Annotated in this window: 18 protein-coding genes; 11 read left to right on the plus strand and 7 right to left on the minus strand. The window is 63.4% G+C overall.

Annotated features, from left to right (window positions below):
* The first annotated feature begins 387 nt into the window (after positions 1–387).
* Genes AC1DCM_RS13115 through AC1DCM_RS13155 form a run of 9 tightly spaced genes read left to right on the plus strand, consistent with a single transcriptional unit; the run spans position 388 to position 9377 of the window.
* Positions 388–1146: a CIS tube protein gene (locus AC1DCM_RS13115; protein WP_477518550.1), complete on the plus strand. Its 759-nt coding sequence runs from the start codon at positions 388–390 to the stop codon at positions 1144–1146.
* A complete protein-coding gene (locus tag AC1DCM_RS13120; RefSeq protein WP_477518551.1) occupies positions 1143–2663 on the plus strand; it encodes a phage baseplate assembly protein V in 1521 nt (506 codons plus the stop codon). The genes AC1DCM_RS13115 and AC1DCM_RS13120 overlap by 4 nt, the downstream gene beginning before the upstream one ends.
* Before the next feature lie 3 nt (positions 2664–2666).
* Entirely contained in the window at positions 2667–3005 is a 339-nt protein-coding gene (locus tag AC1DCM_RS13125; protein WP_477518552.1) for a hypothetical protein, read from the plus strand.
* A 13-nt stretch (positions 3006–3018) separates the two neighbouring features.
* Positions 3019–3453, plus strand: coding sequence for a GPW/gp25 family protein (locus AC1DCM_RS13130; RefSeq protein WP_477518553.1), 435 nt, complete (start codon positions 3019–3021; stop codon positions 3451–3453).
* Positions 3450–6071, plus strand: a complete 2622-nt coding sequence (locus AC1DCM_RS13135) for a baseplate J/gp47 family protein (protein ID WP_477518554.1) — start codon at positions 3450–3452, stop codon at positions 6069–6071. Before AC1DCM_RS13130 ends, AC1DCM_RS13135 begins: the two co-directional genes overlap by 4 nt.
* The gene (locus AC1DCM_RS13140) at positions 6058–6645 is read left to right on the plus strand and encodes a hypothetical protein (protein ID WP_477518555.1); all 588 of its coding nucleotides are present in this window, start codon (positions 6058–6060) and stop codon (positions 6643–6645) included. The genes AC1DCM_RS13135 and AC1DCM_RS13140 overlap by 14 nt, the downstream gene beginning before the upstream one ends.
* Entirely contained in the window at positions 6638–7114 is a 477-nt protein-coding gene (locus tag AC1DCM_RS13145; RefSeq protein ID WP_477518556.1) for a hypothetical protein, read from the plus strand. The genes AC1DCM_RS13140 and AC1DCM_RS13145 overlap by 8 nt, the downstream gene beginning before the upstream one ends.
* Positions 7115–7168: 54 nt before the next feature.
* The gene (locus AC1DCM_RS13150; protein WP_477518557.1) at positions 7169–8098 is read left to right on the plus strand and encodes a PASTA domain-containing protein; all 930 of its coding nucleotides are present in this window, start codon (positions 7169–7171) and stop codon (positions 8096–8098) included.
* Between the two features lie 52 nt (positions 8099–8150).
* Positions 8151–9377, plus strand: coding sequence for a pyridoxal phosphate-dependent aminotransferase (locus AC1DCM_RS13155; RefSeq protein ID WP_477518558.1), 1227 nt, complete (start codon positions 8151–8153; stop codon positions 9375–9377).
* Positions 9378–9406: 29 nt separating this feature from the next.
* On the opposite strand, the gene AC1DCM_RS13160 is transcribed toward AC1DCM_RS13155, so the two are convergent.
* From AC1DCM_RS13160 to AC1DCM_RS13170, 3 genes are read right to left on the minus strand one after another with little or no spacing between them, the layout of a single operon-like run.
* Entirely contained in the window at positions 9407–10444 is a 1038-nt protein-coding gene (locus tag AC1DCM_RS13160; RefSeq protein ID WP_477518559.1) for a zinc-dependent alcohol dehydrogenase family protein, read from the minus strand.
* 45 nt (positions 10445–10489) lie between these two features.
* On the minus strand, positions 10490–11542 hold the full coding sequence (locus AC1DCM_RS13165) for a CU044_5270 family protein (RefSeq protein WP_477518560.1): 1053 nt from the start codon (positions 11540–11542) through the stop codon (positions 10490–10492).
* On the minus strand, positions 11508–12104 hold the full coding sequence (locus AC1DCM_RS13170; protein WP_477518561.1) for an RNA polymerase sigma factor: 597 nt from the start codon (positions 12102–12104) through the stop codon (positions 11508–11510). The genes AC1DCM_RS13165 and AC1DCM_RS13170 overlap by 35 nt, the downstream gene beginning before the upstream one ends.
* A 186-nt stretch (positions 12105–12290) precedes the next feature.
* Here AC1DCM_RS13170 and AC1DCM_RS13175 point away from each other — a divergent pair, with 186 nt between their 5' ends.
* Complete coding sequence (locus AC1DCM_RS13175) at positions 12291–12749, plus strand: carboxymuconolactone decarboxylase family protein (protein WP_477518562.1); 459 nt, start codon at positions 12291–12293, stop codon at positions 12747–12749.
* A gap of 17 nt (positions 12750–12766) precedes the next feature.
* Entirely contained in the window at positions 12767–13669 is a 903-nt protein-coding gene (locus AC1DCM_RS13180; RefSeq protein ID WP_477518563.1) for a sigma-70 family RNA polymerase sigma factor, read from the plus strand.
* Positions 13670–13678: 9 nt separating this feature from the next.
* Here the strand turns inward: AC1DCM_RS13180 and AC1DCM_RS13185 are convergent, their stop codons facing one another.
* The 4 genes from AC1DCM_RS13185 to AC1DCM_RS13200 form a co-directional block, all read right to left on the minus strand.
* On the minus strand, positions 13679–14491 hold the full coding sequence (locus AC1DCM_RS13185; RefSeq protein ID WP_477518564.1) for a hypothetical protein: 813 nt from the start codon (positions 14489–14491) through the stop codon (positions 13679–13681).
* The gene (locus AC1DCM_RS13190; protein WP_477518565.1) at positions 14466–15770 is read right to left on the minus strand and encodes an APC family permease; all 1305 of its coding nucleotides are present in this window, start codon (positions 15768–15770) and stop codon (positions 14466–14468) included. Before AC1DCM_RS13190 ends, AC1DCM_RS13185 begins: the two co-directional genes overlap by 26 nt.
* Before the next feature lie 173 nt (positions 15771–15943).
* Positions 15944–16405 (minus strand): hypothetical protein, encoded by a 462-nt coding sequence (locus AC1DCM_RS13195; RefSeq protein ID WP_477518652.1) that lies wholly within the window; start codon positions 16403–16405, stop codon positions 15944–15946.
* A gap of 16 nt (positions 16406–16421) precedes the next feature.
* Positions 16422–18410: a primary-amine oxidase gene (locus AC1DCM_RS13200; RefSeq protein WP_477518566.1), complete on the minus strand. Its 1989-nt coding sequence runs from the start codon at positions 18408–18410 to the stop codon at positions 16422–16424.
* Positions 18411–18463 lie beyond the last annotated feature (53 nt).

Genomic DNA, 18463 nt, shown 5'->3' on the forward strand with positions numbered 1-18463 from the left:
ACATACCCATGCTCCCCCTTCGCACCGATCGGCCCGAAACACCCCACGTTGCGGGGCCCGGTGTGCATGCCAAAACCCAAGATTCGGGCGCAGAGCGCGCCCCACAACACACCCCCAACACGACGCCTCCCATTGCGGGACCTACTCTGCTTGCTAAACCCCAAAATCGGGACGCAAAGCAGGGCCCACAACGCACACAACCCCAGGGCCACCCCAGCGCGAGCACAACCCATACCCCGGCACCGGCACCGGCACTCAAGGGGGACTGGCCGGAGCTCGCCCCGAGGCCCAGCCCCACCGCCAACCAATCAAACCCGGCAACCACGCCACTAACCGAAGCAATCGCCCGCCAAGCCCGCCTCACCGACGAACACTTGGCGGTCTGACATGGAACGTGTCGCCTTCCTGATCGAGGACACCGGGGAACACCTGGGCTGCCTGCTCAACCCTGAAACGGTGGTGATGCAGCGTTCCGCCGGTGTGGAGCCCCGGAGAAGTGCGGGCGGCAAACTCAGCGGCAGCGGACTGGCTGATGACCCCCTGCTCTTCACGGGAGGCGGCCACACAGAGCTGAGGCTGGACCTACTCTTCGACGTCGACCTCGCGCCGGCGTCGCTTCATGTGCAGGACGTTCGGCAAATGACCAGGCCTATCTGGGCGCTCGCCGAGAACAGCGCGGAGGTCGAGCGCCAGCGGAGGCCGCCGTCGGTCCGGTTTGTGTGGGGCCGCGCGTGGAATGTGCCGGGCATCGTGACCGAGGTGGCGGAACGCTTTGACCGCTTCGCCCCGGACGGCTCACCGCTCAGGTCCTGGATGCGGATGGTCTTTGTTCGCGTGGGCCAGTCTGCAGACGAGGAAGGCGGCGAGAATTACGAGCTCGCCCAGCGACTCCCTGCCGTGGATCTAACGGCCCCACCCGTGGATACGCTGGCGGTCACGGGCGATGGCAGCACAGACAGGGACGCAGCAATGCCCGACGGCGGCGAGCTCCTTCCTGAGGTGCCACCGGCTGAGTTGGGGCGACTTTCCGTGGAGGCCTTCGGGACACCCCTGCTTTGGAAGCTTCTCTTGGAATACAACAACATCGACGATCCCGCGCACTTCAGCGGACCCCTCGCCGTCCCGCCGGTTGGTGAAACACCATGAGGCAAGTCCAGGGCCTCCCCGAACTCATCGTCACGCTGGGGCGGCGCAGACTCAGCACGGCCGAAACGGCGGCGATAGTGTCCGTCCAGGTGCTCACTTCACTCGCACGCCCAGCCCAGTGCCTCATCAGCTGGCGACCCGGTCCGGGCAGGACTGCTGCGGCGAGGGGTGGCGTGGATCCGGCGCCCGGTGATGCCCTGCGGGTGGAGCTCGGCGGTCACCGGACCCCGCTCTTCGTGGGCGAGGTGACCGTAGTGGAGTACAGCTACGGAGCCAATCTTGGTCAGGAAATCCGCATCAGGGCCTACGATGCCCTGCACCGGCTGAGGAAGCGCCAATTCACCCGGCTGCACGAGGACGTCGATCTTGCAACATTGGCAAGGACACTCTGCGAAGGCACCGGACTGGACGTCATGGGCGGCGGCGAGAAGCTCGGGCAGGTGTACCAGTGCGCCCGAACGGACCTGAGCCTCCTGGTTGAACAGAGTGCCCGGGTGGGCGCCTACCCAGTGGTGCACGACGGCGCCCTCAGGCTGACAGGACTCGACGGCGAAGGCGAACCGCTGGAACTCAGCCTCGGGGCATCACTTCATTCGGCAGAGATCGAGGTCAGCCAGGAACCGGCGTACGCGGCCGCAGCAATCAACGGCTGGCGCGCCGAGGACGCCTCACTCCACCAAGCCGAAACCAGCAGCAGCGACGCCAAAGCCCGGGTCACTGCCGACCCAACATTGGCCAGCGTGGGCGCAGGCGGGACCCTCCGACGAGACAACGAAGTGCTGGAATCCGCCCAGGAGGCGAATGGATTGGCACAGTCCGAGCTGGACGTCAGGATGGCCGGGCAGGTCACCGCGGTGTTTGTGGCTGAGGGCAATCCCGGGCTTAGGGCAGGTGGGCGAGTCAGGATCAGGGGGGTAGCGCCGTCCATCGAGGGAACGTATCTGATCGCGAGCGCCTCACACCGTTTGGACGGCACGGGCTACGAAACCACGCTTACCACCCGCCCACCGAGCCCGGTCCCCGAACGACGCCCGGACGTCTTCACGCTCGGGATCATCACTGATGTGGACGATCCCGAGGCGAGGGGGCGTGCCCGTGTGCAACTACCGGCCTACCCGGACCTCCAGACAGCGTGGGCTCCCGTGCTTACTGCGGCCGCCGGTCCCGGCAAGGGGATGATCACCCCGCCCGCTCCCGGCGATCACGTCCTGGTGCTTCTTCCCGCCACGGATCCGGCCCAGGCCATCATCCTCGGTGGCCTGTACGGCAGCGAACAGACGCCCGACAACCACGTCAACACACCCCGGGAGAGCCGTTACACGTTCCGCAGTGCGGACGGCCAACAAATAATGCTCGACGGCGGTGCCCGCACTGTGAGTTTCACGGATGGCCACGGCTCGTCGGTGGAGCTGGGGCCGGACAAGCTCCGTATCACCGCTGCCACGGACCTGGTGCTGGAAGCTCCGGGTAAAGCCATGAAAATCCGTGCGAAATCCGTCGACTTCGAGGAGGCCTAAGCCATGAGGATTCTGGTTAATGAGGCCGTCCTGCGCTGCGGGCACGACGGCAAAGTGCAGAACGTGCCCTCGCAGGAGTGGGTCCGTGTCAAAGGATCGCCGGTGCTCGTGGACAACGATCCCCAAGGCAGGGATATCAGCATGTGCCCGAATGTTGGCATCAACATCAAACCGTGCAATAAGACGCTGCCCGTCACCAAGGGCTATTCCATCTTCATCAGAATCGGGGGCAAGGCCATCTGCCTGGACACTGTGGAGGGCTTCACGGACGGCACACCCCCGGGCGGCGTGAAGTACAACGTGCGCCGGCCTGGGCAAACGTTCGTGGGGTCGGGTTCATGAAAAGGGGACACTCATGAGCGCGCCACGCTACACATCGATTGCTTTCATCCATCCGGATTTCGACGCCGCAGCCGGCTTCCCGGGCCTGCGCGTCACGCCGGCAGGCAGGTTGGCGACTGTTACGGACGCAGCCTCCATCCGACAGGCCCTCCTCCTGCTGCTCAGCACAAGGCCGGGCGAACGCGTGAACCGCCCGACGTACGGCTGCCACTTGTTCCGCTTGGCGTTCGCGCCGGCTGATGACACCACCGCCGGGCTCGCGATCCACTATGTGGCCCGCGCCGTGGAACAGTGGGAGCGGCGCATCACGGTCCTTTCCTTGGACGCGTCACGGTCGCAGGAGGACCCCGAAGTCCTAGAGGTACGACTGAAATACCGTGTCCGGACCACCCAGCTTGCGGACGAGATCGCCATCGCCTTGCCCGTGGAATCCGGAGGTGCACTATGAGTATTCCCGTGCCCAATCTGGACGATCGGAGCTTCGCGGACCTCGTGGCGGGTGCCCGCGAACGCATCCAGCAAATCGCCCCTGAATGGACGGACCTCTCGGTCCACGATCCCGGCATCACCATTGTGGAGGCCTTCGCCTACCTCACGGACACGCTCATGTACCGGCTGAACCGCGTGCCGGACAAGCTTTACGCCGTCTACTTGAACCTTCTGGGCACGTCGCTGTACCCGCCGAGCAGCGCAGAAACGATGCTGGAATTCAGCCGCTCAAGTGTGGGCGATCAGGAGATCCGGATCCCCCGCGGCACGCAGGTCAGCTGCCCAGCCGGCGTTCCCGGTTCACCCCAGCCTGTATTTACGACGACGGCGGCAGCCACTTTGGCTCCCGGCATGAGCAGCGTCCTGGTCCCCGCAGCCGATATCACCATGTACGACGCCGTACCGATTGGTACCGGGACTGGAAGACCAGGCCAGAGCTTCGTGATCCCTAACGCGCCGATCGTCTCGGGCGCAGGCCTGGCGGTCGCCGTCGAAGTTCCGGCAGGGACGCGGCTAAGCAGCGGTGAGGCAGTGCTCGTAGACGGAAAGCCGTTCCGGTACTGCAAGGAAGTGGAGGCGTTCGCCGACGCAAGGCCGGGTGAGATGCCGGTACGGATCGACCGAAGTGCCGGCGTCGCGATGTTCGCTTGGTGGGACGAAGAGTCCAGAACGCGGACTGAAACGGAGCAAGGGCCATTAGTACCGGGAGCGGGCGCCGAAGTCCGCGCTTGGTACCGCAGCGGTGGCGGTTCGGGCGGTAATGTCGGCGCGGGTCAGCTCACGGTGCTGCGTTCCCCTGTCCCGGGGGCCAAGGTCACTAATCCGGAGCCTGCAACGGGCGGCCGCGATGGCGAGTCCTTGGAGAACGCCCTGAGGCGCGCGCCCCAGGATTTTCAAGCCCGCGACCGCGCAGTTACTGTCCGGGACTACGAGGTCCTGGCACGTCGGCACGGCGGTGTGGGCCGTGCCCGGGCCTTCACGCGCAAGGATCTGTGGGCGTTTGCCCGGCCGGGGGAAGTGGAAATTGTGCTGGTGCCCTTCGTTCCAGGCGGCAGAGCAGGGGCTGCCGAACCATTACGCGCAGCGGACCTAATGTCACACGCACGCGACGAAGTGCGGATTGAAGTGGAACAATATCTCCGCAGGCGGTCCACGGTTGGCGCCGAGCCTGTAGTGCGCTGGGGCCTCTACAAACAGGTGCTGGTGGATGCGCGGATCGTTGTTCGTCCCGATGAGGATGCCGAGGCCGTGAAGTCCAGGATCGTGGGCCGCCTGTCTGAAGGGATCAGTCCGTTGAGCCCGGATTCGTCCAGTTACGGATCCGGCTTTGGGAAGCCACTGCGTGTCTCCAATCTGTATCGCGCCATGGAGGAGGCTGAGCCCGGCGTTCAATATGTGGACCGGGTCAGGCTGGAAGTGGACAAAGTTCCGGACAGTGATGCCGTGTCCTTGGTACAGGCTGAAGGCCAGGACAAAACGTGGTTCGTGGCCCAGGGCGGCATCCTGTTCCGCACCACCAACGCCGCCGACGGCTGGGAAGCCTGCGCGGATTTTGGAGATGCCTCCGACGGCGACCAGACCGAAGAAGCCGTCCGCGCCATTGCTCCGTTCCGTTCCCCCGCACCTGGCCGGGTGGGTCCGGAGCGCCACCCGGGCATGGTGGCCGTCAGCACGGTGACGGGTACGGGGTCGCGCATTTATATCAGCGAGGACCTCGGCGAATCGTGGCGCAAAGCAGCCGAACTGGGGTTCGTCGTCGCCGATTTGTGTTGGGTGGACCGCCAGGGTGAGCCGTTGCTGTTGCTCGCAGGCGAGCGCGGCCTCTACGAACTTCCGATGAGCCAAGGTGCCATTCCCGTGCAGAACGTAGTAGACACGTCCCAGCCGGATCGTGGTTTTTACGCCGTAGACGCTTTGGTGGATGTCCGTGGGAGGACCGGCGTTGTGGTGGCCGCCGAGGCCTCGGCCGGCGTCTGGCTCTCCCCCGACGCCGGTACCGCCGACAGCTTCAAGCAGGTCAAGGCCGCTGGCGAGGACATCCGCTGCATGACGATCCAGTACGACGGCGGTGCGAGCTATGTGTGGCTCGGCCGGGCAGTGCCGGAAGGGACCGGGACGGGATGCCTGCGGCTGAAGATCGACGAGTTGGGCCGCACGGATTTTGATGAGTCCTTCATGAATTCGTGGGAGGAGTTCAGCACTGGCTGGACCGGGGGCAGTTGCTGGGGTGTCCACGTGATGGGTAACGCTGCCTACGCCGCTACCCAAAGCGGCGGGGTGTTACGGCTGCAACTGGGCCAGGCGTCGGCGCAGTGGAGCGTGCCGGACGTTAACTGCAATCTGCCGCTGAGGGACCGCACCCGGTTCGAGCCTGTCCGTTCGGTGTCCGGTGCGATCCTTGACGGCAAGCCTCTGGTCCTGGCTGCCGGTCCCAAAGGCGTTTATCGCAGCACAGACAACGCCGTTCAGTGGGAGAGCTGTACGCGACGCGTGGTGGATGATGTTGTGACGCTGCCCGACACCTGGCTGTTCTGCTCGGGCGACCACAGGATCGAGGTGGTCCATGGCAATGGCTGAGTCCATGGGGCCGTCCGAGTCCAAGCTGCTGAGGGTCCTGCCGGAAGTGTTCCAAGTGGCCACCGATACCAGCTCTCCCCTGCAGGCCCTTCTTGCCGTGGCCGAGGATATGCATGCGCCCGTCCGGCAAGTCTTGGACCGCATCCATACCGTTCCCGATCCCGGCCGCGCGCCGTCGTCGTTGATTCCCTTTCTCTCGCGCTGGGTAGATCTGGACTGGTTGACGCTTCCCGGTCCCGAGGGCGGCGCTCAATACGGTGGTACAGGGTCCGGTGGTCCAGGGCCCGGCAGCATACCCGCGACCGGCGCCATTCCTATATCCCGGCAGCGGGATCTCATTGCGGCCGCCGCGCAGCTCTCTGCACGCCGCGGCACTGTGGACGGGCTCACCCGTTTCCTGCACCTTGCCACGGGGGTGCCGGGGTTCGACGTCGAATCCGTCCCCGGCGCGTTCCATATCAAGGTGCTGGTTCCTGCGGAAGCGGGTGGGCAGCTGGAGCTGATCCGGCGGATCGTCAAGGGCATGAAACCCGCGCACGTGACGGATGAGCTTGAGGTGCGGGCAAATGAATAAGGAGAACCGCACACCGATTCTTGTGGTGATTGCCTGTGGGGTCATCGCGCTGTTAGTGCTGGTGTTCGGCGTCAGTTGCGGCGGCGGTAACAACAATGCAGCACGGGACTGGCAGGGCGGTTTCTCCAACGCAGCCGCGGGCGCGCAACTCACCTCAGCAGACCTTTCTGCCCAAGGCGGTTCGTGTTCGGCATCGGATACCCAGCTGGTGGTTACGGGTGCGTGTGTGTTCGAGGTGAAGGAATTCGGTGGGAGCCTGTTCTATTTCGGACCTCCCACCAAGCGGGCAAGGCTGGCACCCCAGCAGGCAGTCACAGTCTCGCTGTTGGTGCAGGGCACGCGGGCTGAGCAGAACTCAGGCCCAGGGAAGACCGTGGACCTGACCTTCGGGACCTCGGGCGGACAGTTGGGAGTCTTTTGTCCCGGCCTCGGGCCCTGTGTACTGCTGATCCAGGAAGCCGGAGGCTGAGATGTGCTGCTGTGCCCCGAAACTACAAACCGCGATCCCAGGAGTTGTTGTGCCATGACTGCCATCACCATGACGTTGAGCTCCCCGGATGTGGTCCTTAAAGACGGGAAGGGATCGCTGACGGCATCCGTCACCAACGGCTCCGCTGAAGCCGAGCGAGTGGTGCTCGGCGCCTTCCCCGGGCAGGTGACCAATCCGCCGTCGAAAACGTACACCACCATCCCCAACCCGTTGCGGACCATCGCCGCGGGGGCCACCGAACAGTATGTGGTCAATTTCGACACCGACGGGGCTTCCGCGGGCAGCTACCCGGTGAAGTTGATCGCCTACTCTGCCGACGACGCACCCGAGGACTACGCGGACCAGGCGCATGTGGTCACGCTGACTGTTCCGGCGGCCGAGCAGCCGAAGCCCAAGCCAGGATTCCCGTGGTTGTGGGTGATCATCGGGGGTGTGGTGCTGCTGGCGGTTATCGGCGTGATCCTGTACTTCATGTTCAAGGACGCCAACGTTCCGGACGTGAAAACCAAACCGCAAGCTGAAGCGGTCAAGATCGTGACGGACGCCGGTTTCAAAGCCGCGACGACGGAAATCGAAAGCGCCTCGCCTGAAGGAACCGTAGTCAACCAGAGTCCCGCCGGCGGCGAGAAAGTAGGGCGCGGCAGCACGGTCAACTTGGAAATCGCGGTGCCGGTGAAGGCCACCGTGCCCAGTGTCCTGGGATCACGGATTGAAACGGCGCGTAACGCCTTCCAGACCGCACAACTGCAATTGGACTTCACCCAGGGTTCCGCCTGCCAAAGCTCGCCGCCCCTCTCCCTGATGAGGTGCGTAGTGGTGGGCGTCAATCCCGACGTCGGCACCAAAGTTAACGTCAACGCTCTCGTTTTGGTACGGACCGAGTTGAGGTCCAGCATCATCCTGGATCCGGTGAATATCTGCCTGAGCAACCCCCAACTTTGCGAGGTGCGGCTGAACCCGTGATTATTTCCGGACACGTTTGCCTGCCTGGGCAGCTGCCATGAAAAGATCAACCATGCGTCCCATGCAACACTCCAGCAAACTCCAGAATGTCCGCTACGAACTCCGTGGTCCCATCCTCCAGGCCGCCAAGGCCATGGAAGCCGAGGGACACCGCATCCTCAAGATGAACCTTGGGGACACGGCACCGTTCGGGTTGGAAGCGCCGGAGTCAGTGGTGGTGGACATGATCCACCACATCCGCGGGGCCCAGGGCTACAGCGATTCAAAGGGCATCTTCTCCGCCCGGACCGCGATCTCGCAGTACTACCAGACGCGCGGTCTGATGACGATCGGCGTCGAGGATGTCTTCATCGGCAACGGCGTCAGCGAACTCATTTCCATGACCCTGCAAGCGTTCATGGAGAACGGTGACGAGATCCTCATCCCGGCACCCGATTACCCGCTCTGGACCGCGGCTGTGACCCTCACGGGTGGCAAAGCCGTGCACTACCTCTGCGATGAGGACGAGAATTGGTGGCCCGACATGTCCGACGTCGAAGCGAAGATCACCCCGCGCACACGGGGCATCGTGATCATCAACCCGAATAACCCCACCGGTGCCGTCTACCCCCGGCACATACTTGAGCAATTCGCGGCGCTGGCGCGGAAGCACGATCTCGTCCTGTTCTCCGATGAGATTTACGAGAAGATCCGCTACGTCGACGCACCGCACATTCATACCGCGTCCGTGGCAGACGACATCCCGGTTCTGACGTTCAGCGGACTTTCCAAGGCCTACCGCATGCCCGGCTATCGTGCAGGCTGGGTTGCCGTGACAGGACCATTGACCGCAACGGCTGCCTATCGGGAATCCTTGGAACTGCTGGCCTCGTTGCGGTTGTGCTCCAACGTTCCCGCGCAGCACGCCATCCAGACCTGCCTGGGCGGATACCAGAGCATCGAGGCCCTCATCCGTCCCGGCGGGCGCCTGCGTGAGCAACGGGATCTGGCGTTGAAATTGTTGACGGCAATCCCAGGCGTTTCGTGTGTTCCCGCGGCCGGCGCAATGTACCTGTTCCCTCGGTTGGACCCGGAGATCTACCCCATCGAGAGCGACGAGAAGTTCGTCCTGCAGCTCCTGCAGGAACAGAAGATCCTCGTCTCGCACGGAACGGCCTTCAACTGGCCCACGCCGGACCACTTCCGCTTCGTGATCCTGCCGACCGTGGAGGACATCGAGGAAGCCGTGCGCAGGATCGAACACTTCCTCGCCGCGTACCGGAACCGCCCGGCGGACTAACCGCGTGGCCTAAGCCAGCGAGGTGCACGTTAGCGGTTCGGGTCTATCATCGTCATGCCTGCAGGGGCTGCTTTGTCGAATCCGGGCAACAATAGCGCTGCTTCTTCCAGGCCGATGGTGCGTTCAATCAGCAGCTGCGGCTGAAGCGCACCCTGCTCGATGAGCGCCATCATGCCTGGGTAATCAACTGCGGCCATGCCATGGCTGCCGAGAAGATCGAGCTCCCACCCGATAACCCTGGCCATGGGAACCTGCGGGTTTCCGTTGATGGCTGGCAGCAGACCGATCTGGACATGCCGGCCCCGCCTGCGAAGGCTGAGGATGGCGTCGGCGCAGGTCTGTTCACTTCCGACGGCGTCCACCGCCACGTGGCTGCCCCCGCCGGAGAGGACGTTGACTGCGGCGGGGATGTCCGTGCCGTCGGCGAGTACCGTGTGATCCGCACCCAAACGTGCAGCCACAGCCAGGGCCTCCGGGTTCCGGTCCACGGCGATGACCCTGGCGCCCATGGCTTTGGCGATCATCACAGCGCTCAGCCCGACGCCTCCGGCACCTACAACTGTCACCCACTCACCGGCTTTCACCTGCGCACGGGCTGCCAACGCGCGGTATGCGGTGGCGAAGCGGCAGCCGAGGCTTGCCGCCGTCGTAAATTCGACGCTTTCCGGGAGGGCAACCAGGTTGCTGTCGGCAGCGTGCAGGGCCACGTATTCGGCGAACGATCCCCAATGGGTGAAGCCGGGTTGTTGCTGTTCCGGGCAAACCTGGGCTTCTCCTGCCAGGCACCACTCACATTTTCCGCATCCACAGACGAACGGAACAGTTACCCGGTCGCCTGTTTTCCAGCGCTGGACACCTTCGCCGACTGCCTCAATGACGCCAGCGAGCTCATGGCCGGGCACGTGGGGAAAAGCGATGTCGTCGTGTCCAGCCCAGGCGTGCCAGTCGCTGCGGCACATGCCCGTGGCTTCGACTTTCACCACCACTCCACCGGCCGGGGCCTCAGGCATGGTTACTTCCCGCACTTCAGGCTGGGCCCGGACGTCATCAAATATCACTGCTCGCACGCACCGACTCTAACAAGGTCCCGGCATGCTTCGCGGCGCGACAGCCTAAGGCGCAGAGTCCACCACGGAGGTCCTCAGCGACGTCCACGTCGTTACGGTCCCTGCGGGATATCCGGGATAATCCTTCAGCAGCACGGATTGTTCCCCGATGACCAGACCTGAGGTGGGATCGATGACGATGTTCGACCCCGTCACTCCATCTGATGATGCGATACCGATGGCGATGCCTGTGCGGCCGTCGATCATCGCGTGCCGGTCAGTCACCGTCACCCCGGGAATTAGAGCAGCTGCCTTGTAGAGTGCAGCGCGCAGGTCAGCCGGAACGATTCCGGTCCGCAGGCCATTTGCGATTGCGGTGAAAGCCTCACTGTCGGGAGACTTCCCGGCGCCCTTGGTCCGTTCGTAGATCAAGTCCAGCAGAGCCTGTGGATTCCTGGGCAGACTCGCAGCCTCCCCCAGCGGCGTACCAACGATGACGGTCGGCTCATTCCCATGGAAGAAACCTCCCGGGGAACGTAGAATCCCGACGAACCCAGGTTCCCCATCTGACTCGGCTTCCTGAGCCCTACGGACCTCGTCTGGCAGAGCCTTGGCTTCCACGCTCGGCGAGTCCAGAATCAAGCGCGGTTGCCAGTTCCAGACCCATACATCTGCCCTGTCGGCTGGCACGTACATCTGACTGTTTGTGGTCTCTTCCCATCTCACGTCACTTACATCGGCAGCCTGCCCGCCCGTTCCAAAGACCGACTTCGTTGCGATCTTCAGATATTGGCCGGGCCCCACCACGGGGTCGGACGTTTGAATGGCTGCAGCAGCGGCGTTGTTCAGCACCTCGGCTGCCTCTGCTGTGGTTCCCGGACCGCCGGATCTGACGACATCGGCAATGACGATACCGCCGACCAACAGGGCGGCAGCGGCAGAAGCCAAAAGAGCACGTCGCCCGAATCGGATGGGCGTAACTGTCGTTTTACGTTGAGGTGTTGAGGTGCCGGACGCTTGCACTTTGGCCATGACCTTCTCCCTGCCGCGGGCCAACGTGGCAGATGGTGCGGAGCCGACGTCGCTACGCATCTCGCGGAGCAGTTGCAGTTCGTCCATGGTGGTTCTCCGTTTCGGTAAGTCTTTCGAGGCTGAACTGGGTTCGAAGTATTTGGCGAGCACGGTTCAAGCGGGAACGAACCGTCCCCACCGGCACGCTCATGGCCTGGGCTATGCCTTCGTAGGTCAGATCGGCCCATGCGTAGAGCAGCAGCGTTTCCCGGTCGATGGCTGCCATGTTCCGGAGGGACTGGGCAATTCGACCGATGGCGACCTTGGCGTCGACCTCTGCGGCGATCCGGTCTGAATCGTCGGCCGCTGCTTCGCGCGTGGCGGACCTGGCGGCCGTCTTGAGAACTTTTGCTTCAGCTCGGTGATGCTGTCGAAGCAAATTAGTAGCGATTCCGAACAACCATGGCCGGGCATCGTCCCGGCCCGTGTCGTAGGTTTCCAGATGCTCCCAAGCGACGAGGAAGGTTTCCGAGGTGACGTCGTCCGCAGCAAATTCCCCAGCTCTTCTGGCGGCATACCTGTAAATGGCCGAGGCATGCCGATCGTACAGCTCCCCGAAAACTGCGGGGCTGTCCCGGGACCGCCTAATGATGTCGCTGTCTGTGCTCACACTATGTATTGACCGCCGGCCGCAAAAGAGTTCACGCAGCAGCCCTTCTTCCTCCCCTGGACTTCGACGTCAGACTATCCGTCCCTCGTGATCTCATCCGGGACCGCGGCCTTGCTCAAACTGTCACACTTCCGGCTCCCCTTACGACATCCCTGATGTAAGACACCACCACAGAAGGGAAACAGCATGACCCGCATCAATATCGGCCACAGCAACAAACTCGGCTATGCCGCTGTCATCGGGCTGGAAGGCTACGCCCGCAAGTCGGTGGATCCCGACTTGTTCGAGCTCATCAAGCTCCGCGCCTCCATCTTGAACGGCTGCGGTTTCTGCGTGGATATGCACGCAACCGACGGCCGGAAGCGCGGCATCCCGGAACGAAAGCTGCATGCTGTCGCCGCCTGGCAACACTCCAAAGTGTTCTTCGACGCCCGCGAGCAGGCCGTCCTCGCCCTGACCGATGCTTTGACTCAGCTGGGACCCGACACAGTTACCGATGAGATCTGGAATGCGGCCGCCACCCATTTCGACGACAGCCAGATGGGAGGCCTGGTCCTCGCCATCTCCACGATCAACGTCTGGAACAGGATCGCCATCAGCACGCAGATGGAGCCGCCGGTAGATGAGAAGAACCCGATCGTCTGAGGGGTAGCGTGGAGGGCATGAGTCTTGCGGTATCGGCCACGGCCGCGTGGCAGAGCGAACGAAATCGTTTGCTGGGAATCGCCTACCGGATGTTGGGAGATTTCGGCCATGCCGAGGACGTCGTCTCCGAGGTTGCCATCGATGCCGTCCGGCAGGAACGCAAGGCCGATGGCCACAGCGTGGAATCCTGGCCCGCGTGGCTGACCACAGTGTGCGTGCGGCGCTCGGTTGACCGGGTGCGCCAACTCGCCGCTGTGCGCGAGGACTACACCGGGCCTTGGCTGCCGGAACCGGTAGACACCTCCAGGCTGCCGGAGGAAACCCTGGCCAACCGCGAGCTCCTGTCCTTGACCTTGCTTCACTTGGCTGAGCAACTGACTCCGGAGGCGAGGGCCGCACTGGTGCTCCACCGCGCTTTTGGGATGTCCGCGCCGGAAATCGCGGACATCCTGGAAAAGACCCCTGCGGCCGTACGCCAAATGATCTCCAGGGCTGAGCGCCGCTTGGACATCGACCCGGACGCTCCCGCTCCCAGGACCAAGGATCGCGCGGCCTTGGAGAAGCTGGTACACGCCATCGAGCACGGCGACATTGACACGGTAGTGGCGATGCTCGATCGGGACGCAGTGCTGTGGGCCGACGGCGGTGGCAAGGTCAAGAGCGCCATGAATCCTGTATTCGGGGCGGAGCGGATCGGGCGGTTCTTCGCGGGCATCCTCGGCAAAGCAGCCACCTTCGATCCCGTACAGCCCGTCCGGACCCGGATCATCGAGGTCAACGGCGAAGCTGCGGTTTTGCTATGGCATCAGGGCCGCTGCGATGTCCTGTTGATCGACGGCGGCCTCGACGGGAGCGTTCGGGAGCTGCGGCAGGTTGCCAATCCGGATAAGTTGACCCGGCTTTCGCTGGGTACTCTTTAGGGTCCAGGCTCAGTCCCCCGCCGAACCACTCACGCGCAGGGCGTTGATAATGGCGGGAATCGACGCAATCAGCATAATCAGCGCCCACACGAGCGCCACCACCACAGTGATCAACGCCCAGAACTGATCGCCAATGGACACCAACGGACCCGGCAGGAACCCGTGGATCAATCCAAGGATCACCTGAAGCAGCACGGACACCACCAGCAGCACCACCAGCCCGGTGACTTTGAGGAACTTCGGCTGGCTAAGGATCAACAGCACCGCGAACACGATTTTTAGGACCAACAGCAAACCCAGGATTGCCGCCGCCTGCCCTTTCGGAAAGCTCCCCCACAGGGCCAGGTACGCGATGGTTCCAAACGGGGTGGCCACGAACAAACCGATCATCAGGAACAACTTCGCCAAGGCCAACATTGCGGTGAGGAACGCCGCGATAACCCAGAGCAGCGTCACGATGAACGTTGTGAGGCCTTGGATCCGGCCATATGTTCGCAGATCGATGATCAGACTGAGACCCAGCATCACCACCGTGAACAGCAGCAAGCCATCCAGGAACGCGAGGAATCCAATGCCCGCGCCCGGTGGTTCGGCATCGGCTCGCTGCGTCTTGAGGAAGACATCGAGCGGAACGCCAAGGTTGTTGGCATCGCTTGCGGAGACGGGGTCGACGGCGGTCTGCCCCAGCAGGAGCGACATACCCACCTCGGCCAGGACTACCAGGGCAAAGACAACCACCGCGGCAATGAAGAAGGGTCGGCGCAGGGCATCAGGGTCAGGCCCGCTGCGGAACCCCTCACGAATTGACCACGCTGCGGCCATGGCTCAATTGTGGCACCGGGGGTTTCAAATACAAGCGCCCCACCAACAATGCCGCAGCACCCAGCATGGCCGGCACCAGCAGCGCCCAGCCGCTGAAGAGCAACACCACGAGCATCACGACGGCGGCCACGATGACTCCGTACCAGGCGGCGGTTCCGCGGGGCAACAGGAGTACCCCGGCGGCCAGGCCAAAAGCGGTGACGGCGGTGAAGCAGGCCGAGGCGGCGCCGATCTGGAACTCCATGCTGAGGAACCCCACAGCTGCGAGGGCAAAGGAAAGTGACGTCATGACAGCGAGTGCCGCCAGGCTCACGGACGGCACCTCCCCGGCACCCACGCCACGCGCCAAAGTCCGCGGCAGCACGCCGTCGGACGCCAACCTGGCGCCAAGCTTGCTGGCCCCGGCCACGAACGTATTGAGTGGTCCGAACGTCAACACGGCTGCCGCAACAGCCGTCACGGGAGCCGCGGCTGGTCCCAGTCCTTTCGCCAGCAGTTCGGCCACCGGGACGCTGCTGCCCGCGAGTCCAGGGCCGAGGACGGCGACGCACGCCGCCACCAAGCCGATGTAGACAACCCCGACGACGACGAGCGTCAGCCAGGTGGCCCGCTTCAAGTCGCGTTCGGGGTGGCGGAACTCGCCGGCCAGATGTGTTACGGCCTCCCACCCGGCGAAACAGAAGAAGAGCAGGCTCGCTGCACCGCCCACTGCCCAGTAGCCGTTCGGGGCGAAGGGCACGAAGTTTTCTGCCTTGGCGTAGGGCGCTGCAACGGCTACGGCGAGCGCAAGCAACGCCACGAGCAGGACCATGAGGAGGAGTTGGAGTTTGCTTGAGACGCGGATCCCCACCGCGTTGCTCAGGAAACCGGCCGCCAGGATCAACCCTGCCGCGGTCAGGGCCGTCTCCCGCCCACCGCCCATGGCATGCGCGATGTACTCCCCGCCGATCACCGCGGTGGCGGGCGCCCCGAACGGGATGGCGAAGTAGAAGAGGTAGCCGGCCACAACTGAGGCTCGCTGCCCGAAAGCGCGGGTCACGAACGTGGCGATCCCGCCGGCGTCGGGCTGCTGCCTGGACATTTCGGCAAAACTGAAAGCAACCGGGGTGCAGAAGACCAACAGCAACGCCCACGCTAATAGCGACGCCGGTCCAGCAACTTGGGCAGCGATGGCCGGCAGAACCAGCACGCCTGAGCCCAGAATCGCACCTACATAAATGCCGGTCGCCCTGAACAGTCCAAGGCCAGAATTACCCGAATTACTGACAGCTCTACTCACTCTTCTACTGAACAGTGTTCGGGGCGGGTGCAACAAGCGGGAAAACTGCCTGCTCGAGGCAATATCCTGCCGAATTCTTGCGGGTCTCGTGCTTCCTGACCTTCTGTGGATTTAGTTGCGGCATTGTGCAACCCAATAGGGCTGATTACCGCCGTAGCTGGCGCCAAAGAAGGTCAGGAAGCAGCGGCCATTTGTACCCGACGCCGCAGCCGGGCCACCAAGGTAGCGGCGAGTAACGCCGTCGTGATTTCCAGTCCGATCACCAACAGCAGTCCGGCAGCCCCGGATGAAAAAACAGCGCCGGAAGTATCAACAACGCTCGACGCCGGTCCCCCACCGTGCGCGTGTCCGGCACCTCCCGCTCCCAGCAGCAGGACGGAATGAAGGGCAATCATTGCCACAGCCGAAACCGTGACTTGGTGGAGCGCCCCCACGCGGCTGTGGCGCCAGATGTGAAAGGTGCAGGGGACGCAGATTGCCGCCAAGGCGATCATGAAGACGCCGAGCCACACTCCATGGTGTCCCCACGCCGCGACCCAAAGGTGGACCAGGCACGAGACAGCCGTGAGGGCTGCGCAGATCCGGGGATGGAGGACGGGCCCGGCTGACTGGACCCGTCCCGTCGTCGTGGTCATGTGCCTGGGTGTCCGCTTAGTGGCAGTGCCCAGGCTCATGGTGGCTTTCCCCGTGTTCATCCGCAGCGGCGGTGGCGGAGCTGTGGCAGCTCGAACCTGAAGAGTTGGCGGGCACATCCAGTACGGGGCTGCGGTCGAAGAAGCCCTCGGGGCGCAGCTTGAAGCCGACCGTGTCCACCGGCATGATCGGCCAGTCCTCCACGCGGGGGAAGTGGGTGAGGCCGAAAGTGTGCCAGAGAACGATGTCCTGGCCGTCGATGTCGCGATCTTGGGCAACGTAGGCCGGCAGGCCTGCTCCGCCGGAGTGCTGGTTCACGAAGTCACCGGTGGGGTACCGCTCCTCGTCGGAGTAACGCGTGACCCAGAGGTCCTTCGTGGCGAAAGCGGCACGCTTCGCTATGGAGGAACCTGGATCGGCCAGAAGCGTGGGCTGGTTTTCGGCGTGGAGCTTGTAGCCAACCGGCTCGCCCAAACGGTTTTGGGACTCGGGGTTGGAGATGATCCACGTCCTGCCAGCGCGTGCATCGGCCTCCCGGACGCCATCAGACTCTTTTGTCAGGACTGTGCGTTTGCGGGAGAACGCGTTGCCGCGCTCGTTGCCCTCGCCCATGGCTTGACGGACAACGTCCTCTTCCTCCACGCGGTTGGTAAAGCCGTCAATGGCCACGTCCAGACGTGCGCTGAAGAGGTGCTGGTGGAACGGTGCGCCGAGTCCTGGAGCCAACTGCGAGATGTTGTCCGAGCCACTCTCGGGGAAGGCGCTGGTGAACACGATGCCGGTGGCCTTGGCTTCAAATTCGATGGTGCCATCCAGGTACAGGTACCAGTAGAAGCCGTAATCGTAGTTGCCGATGGTGGTGAAGAAGGAGATCACCAGGCGGCGATTGCGTCGCGTGTAGTTGATCCCGGTCCAGAGGTCCGAGTGCTTGGAGAGGATGCCCCAGTCTTCCTCGTGCATGCAGATGCCATTGCGGATTTCCCGCGGGTTGCCGAAGGCGTCGCTGATGACAGGGCTGAGGTAGGTGATGTCACCAAGGCAATCGCAACCGAGTTCCAGGGAGTTGGCGTACTGGCCCACGAGGTATTCGCCGGTGTCGAAGTAGTTCTGCCAGGAGCGGATAGGTGACGGATCGCCGTAGGGCACAACCATTTCGGCAATGGAGGCCCGGTTGATGATGGGCCTAAGGCGGTCTCCGTCCTTGAAGGCCAAGTTGTGGAGGACCACTCCTTCGCGCACATCGAAGCCGACGTCCACGCTCCACTTTTCCCACTCCACATGGTTGCCGCCGGTGACTGTGAAGCTCGGGCCTTCGGGTTGGGTAATGCTGATGGGCTTTTGAGTGGTCCGGAGCGGGCCTGTGAGTTGGGGATCGGTGTAGTTTCCGTGCTCTTCCGGAATCGGCATGACACCGAGATCAATCACCTGGGTGACTTCCTTGTTGACCACATCCACATATGCCACCAGCCCATCTACCGGGTGCGCCCATGCGCTGTCTTCAGGGAAATCCTGCACAAATGCCAGTCCACGGAGGATGCGGCGGCCCCTCTCGTCGTCGTACTCAAACACGCCGGCGGACAGCGGCGCGACCCGCACCTTGGCCACATCCAGATCCCGTGCAGCCAGGGCGGCGAGCCACCGCTCATCCGTGGCAAGCAGCGTCTCAACAACTTCGAACTCTTCCTCCAGCACGGGAAGTTCGCCGGAGACTTTGGTGTCCAGTTCTGTTGCGGACAGGATCTCGCCGCGAGTCACGGACACCAGGACGTCCGTGGGAGCCCCGCCGGAGATGTCATGGATGAAAACCCGGAAACGGCGGTCTTCTTTTTCTTGCCCACGGGACGGATCCACAAGGCCCAGGTAGGCGATCCGCTTGGTGTCTCCGAGGTGGCCGGCGGCTTGCAGAACATGCTTTACCTCGGAAATTTCAGCGCCCTTGGCCAGGCGGTACTGGGTTTCCTCGACGGCGGCTGCGTCAGTTGCTGTCTGGGTTGCTGTGGGCGTCATGGCTGCCTCTTGTCCGGGACCTGTGATGGGTCAGGATTTATTTTCTATAGGTG

This window comes from Paenarthrobacter sp. 10N417, from assembly GCF_056394745.1.

Coding starts and splice junctions, on each gene's coding strand:
- AC1DCM_RS13115 (WP_477518550.1), top strand. CDS start 388: ATGGAACGTGTCGCCTTCCTGATCGAGGACACCGGGGAACACCTGGGC.
- AC1DCM_RS13120 (WP_477518551.1), top strand. CDS start 1,143: ATGAGGCAAGTCCAGGGCCTCCCCGAACTCATCGTCACGCTGGGGCGG.
- AC1DCM_RS13125 (WP_477518552.1), top strand. CDS start 2,667: ATGAGGATTCTGGTTAATGAGGCCGTCCTGCGCTGCGGGCACGACGGC.
- AC1DCM_RS13130 (WP_477518553.1), top strand. CDS start 3,019: ATGAGCGCGCCACGCTACACATCGATTGCTTTCATCCATCCGGATTTC.
- AC1DCM_RS13135 (WP_477518554.1), top strand. CDS start 3,450: ATGAGTATTCCCGTGCCCAATCTGGACGATCGGAGCTTCGCGGACCTC.
- AC1DCM_RS13140 (WP_477518555.1), top strand. CDS start 6,058: ATGGCAATGGCTGAGTCCATGGGGCCGTCCGAGTCCAAGCTGCTGAGG.
- AC1DCM_RS13145 (WP_477518556.1), top strand. CDS start 6,638: ATGAATAAGGAGAACCGCACACCGATTCTTGTGGTGATTGCCTGTGGG.
- AC1DCM_RS13150 (WP_477518557.1), top strand. CDS start 7,169: ATGACTGCCATCACCATGACGTTGAGCTCCCCGGATGTGGTCCTTAAA.
- AC1DCM_RS13155 (WP_477518558.1), top strand. CDS start 8,151: ATGCGTCCCATGCAACACTCCAGCAAACTCCAGAATGTCCGCTACGAA.
- AC1DCM_RS13165 (WP_477518560.1), bottom strand. CDS start 11,542: ATGGACGAACTGCAACTGCTCCGCGAGATGCGTAGCGACGTCGGCTCC.
- AC1DCM_RS13175 (WP_477518562.1), top strand. CDS start 12,291: ATGACCCGCATCAATATCGGCCACAGCAACAAACTCGGCTATGCCGCT.
- AC1DCM_RS13180 (WP_477518563.1), top strand. CDS start 12,767: ATGAGTCTTGCGGTATCGGCCACGGCCGCGTGGCAGAGCGAACGAAAT.
- AC1DCM_RS13185 (WP_477518564.1), bottom strand. CDS start 14,491: ATGGCCGCAGCGTGGTCAATTCGTGAGGGGTTCCGCAGCGGGCCTGAC.
- AC1DCM_RS13195 (WP_477518652.1), bottom strand. CDS start 16,405: ATGACCACGACGACGGGACGGGTCCAGTCAGCCGGGCCCGTCCTCCAT.
- AC1DCM_RS13200 (WP_477518566.1), bottom strand. CDS start 18,410: ATGACGCCCACAGCAACCCAGACAGCAACTGACGCAGCCGCCGTCGAG.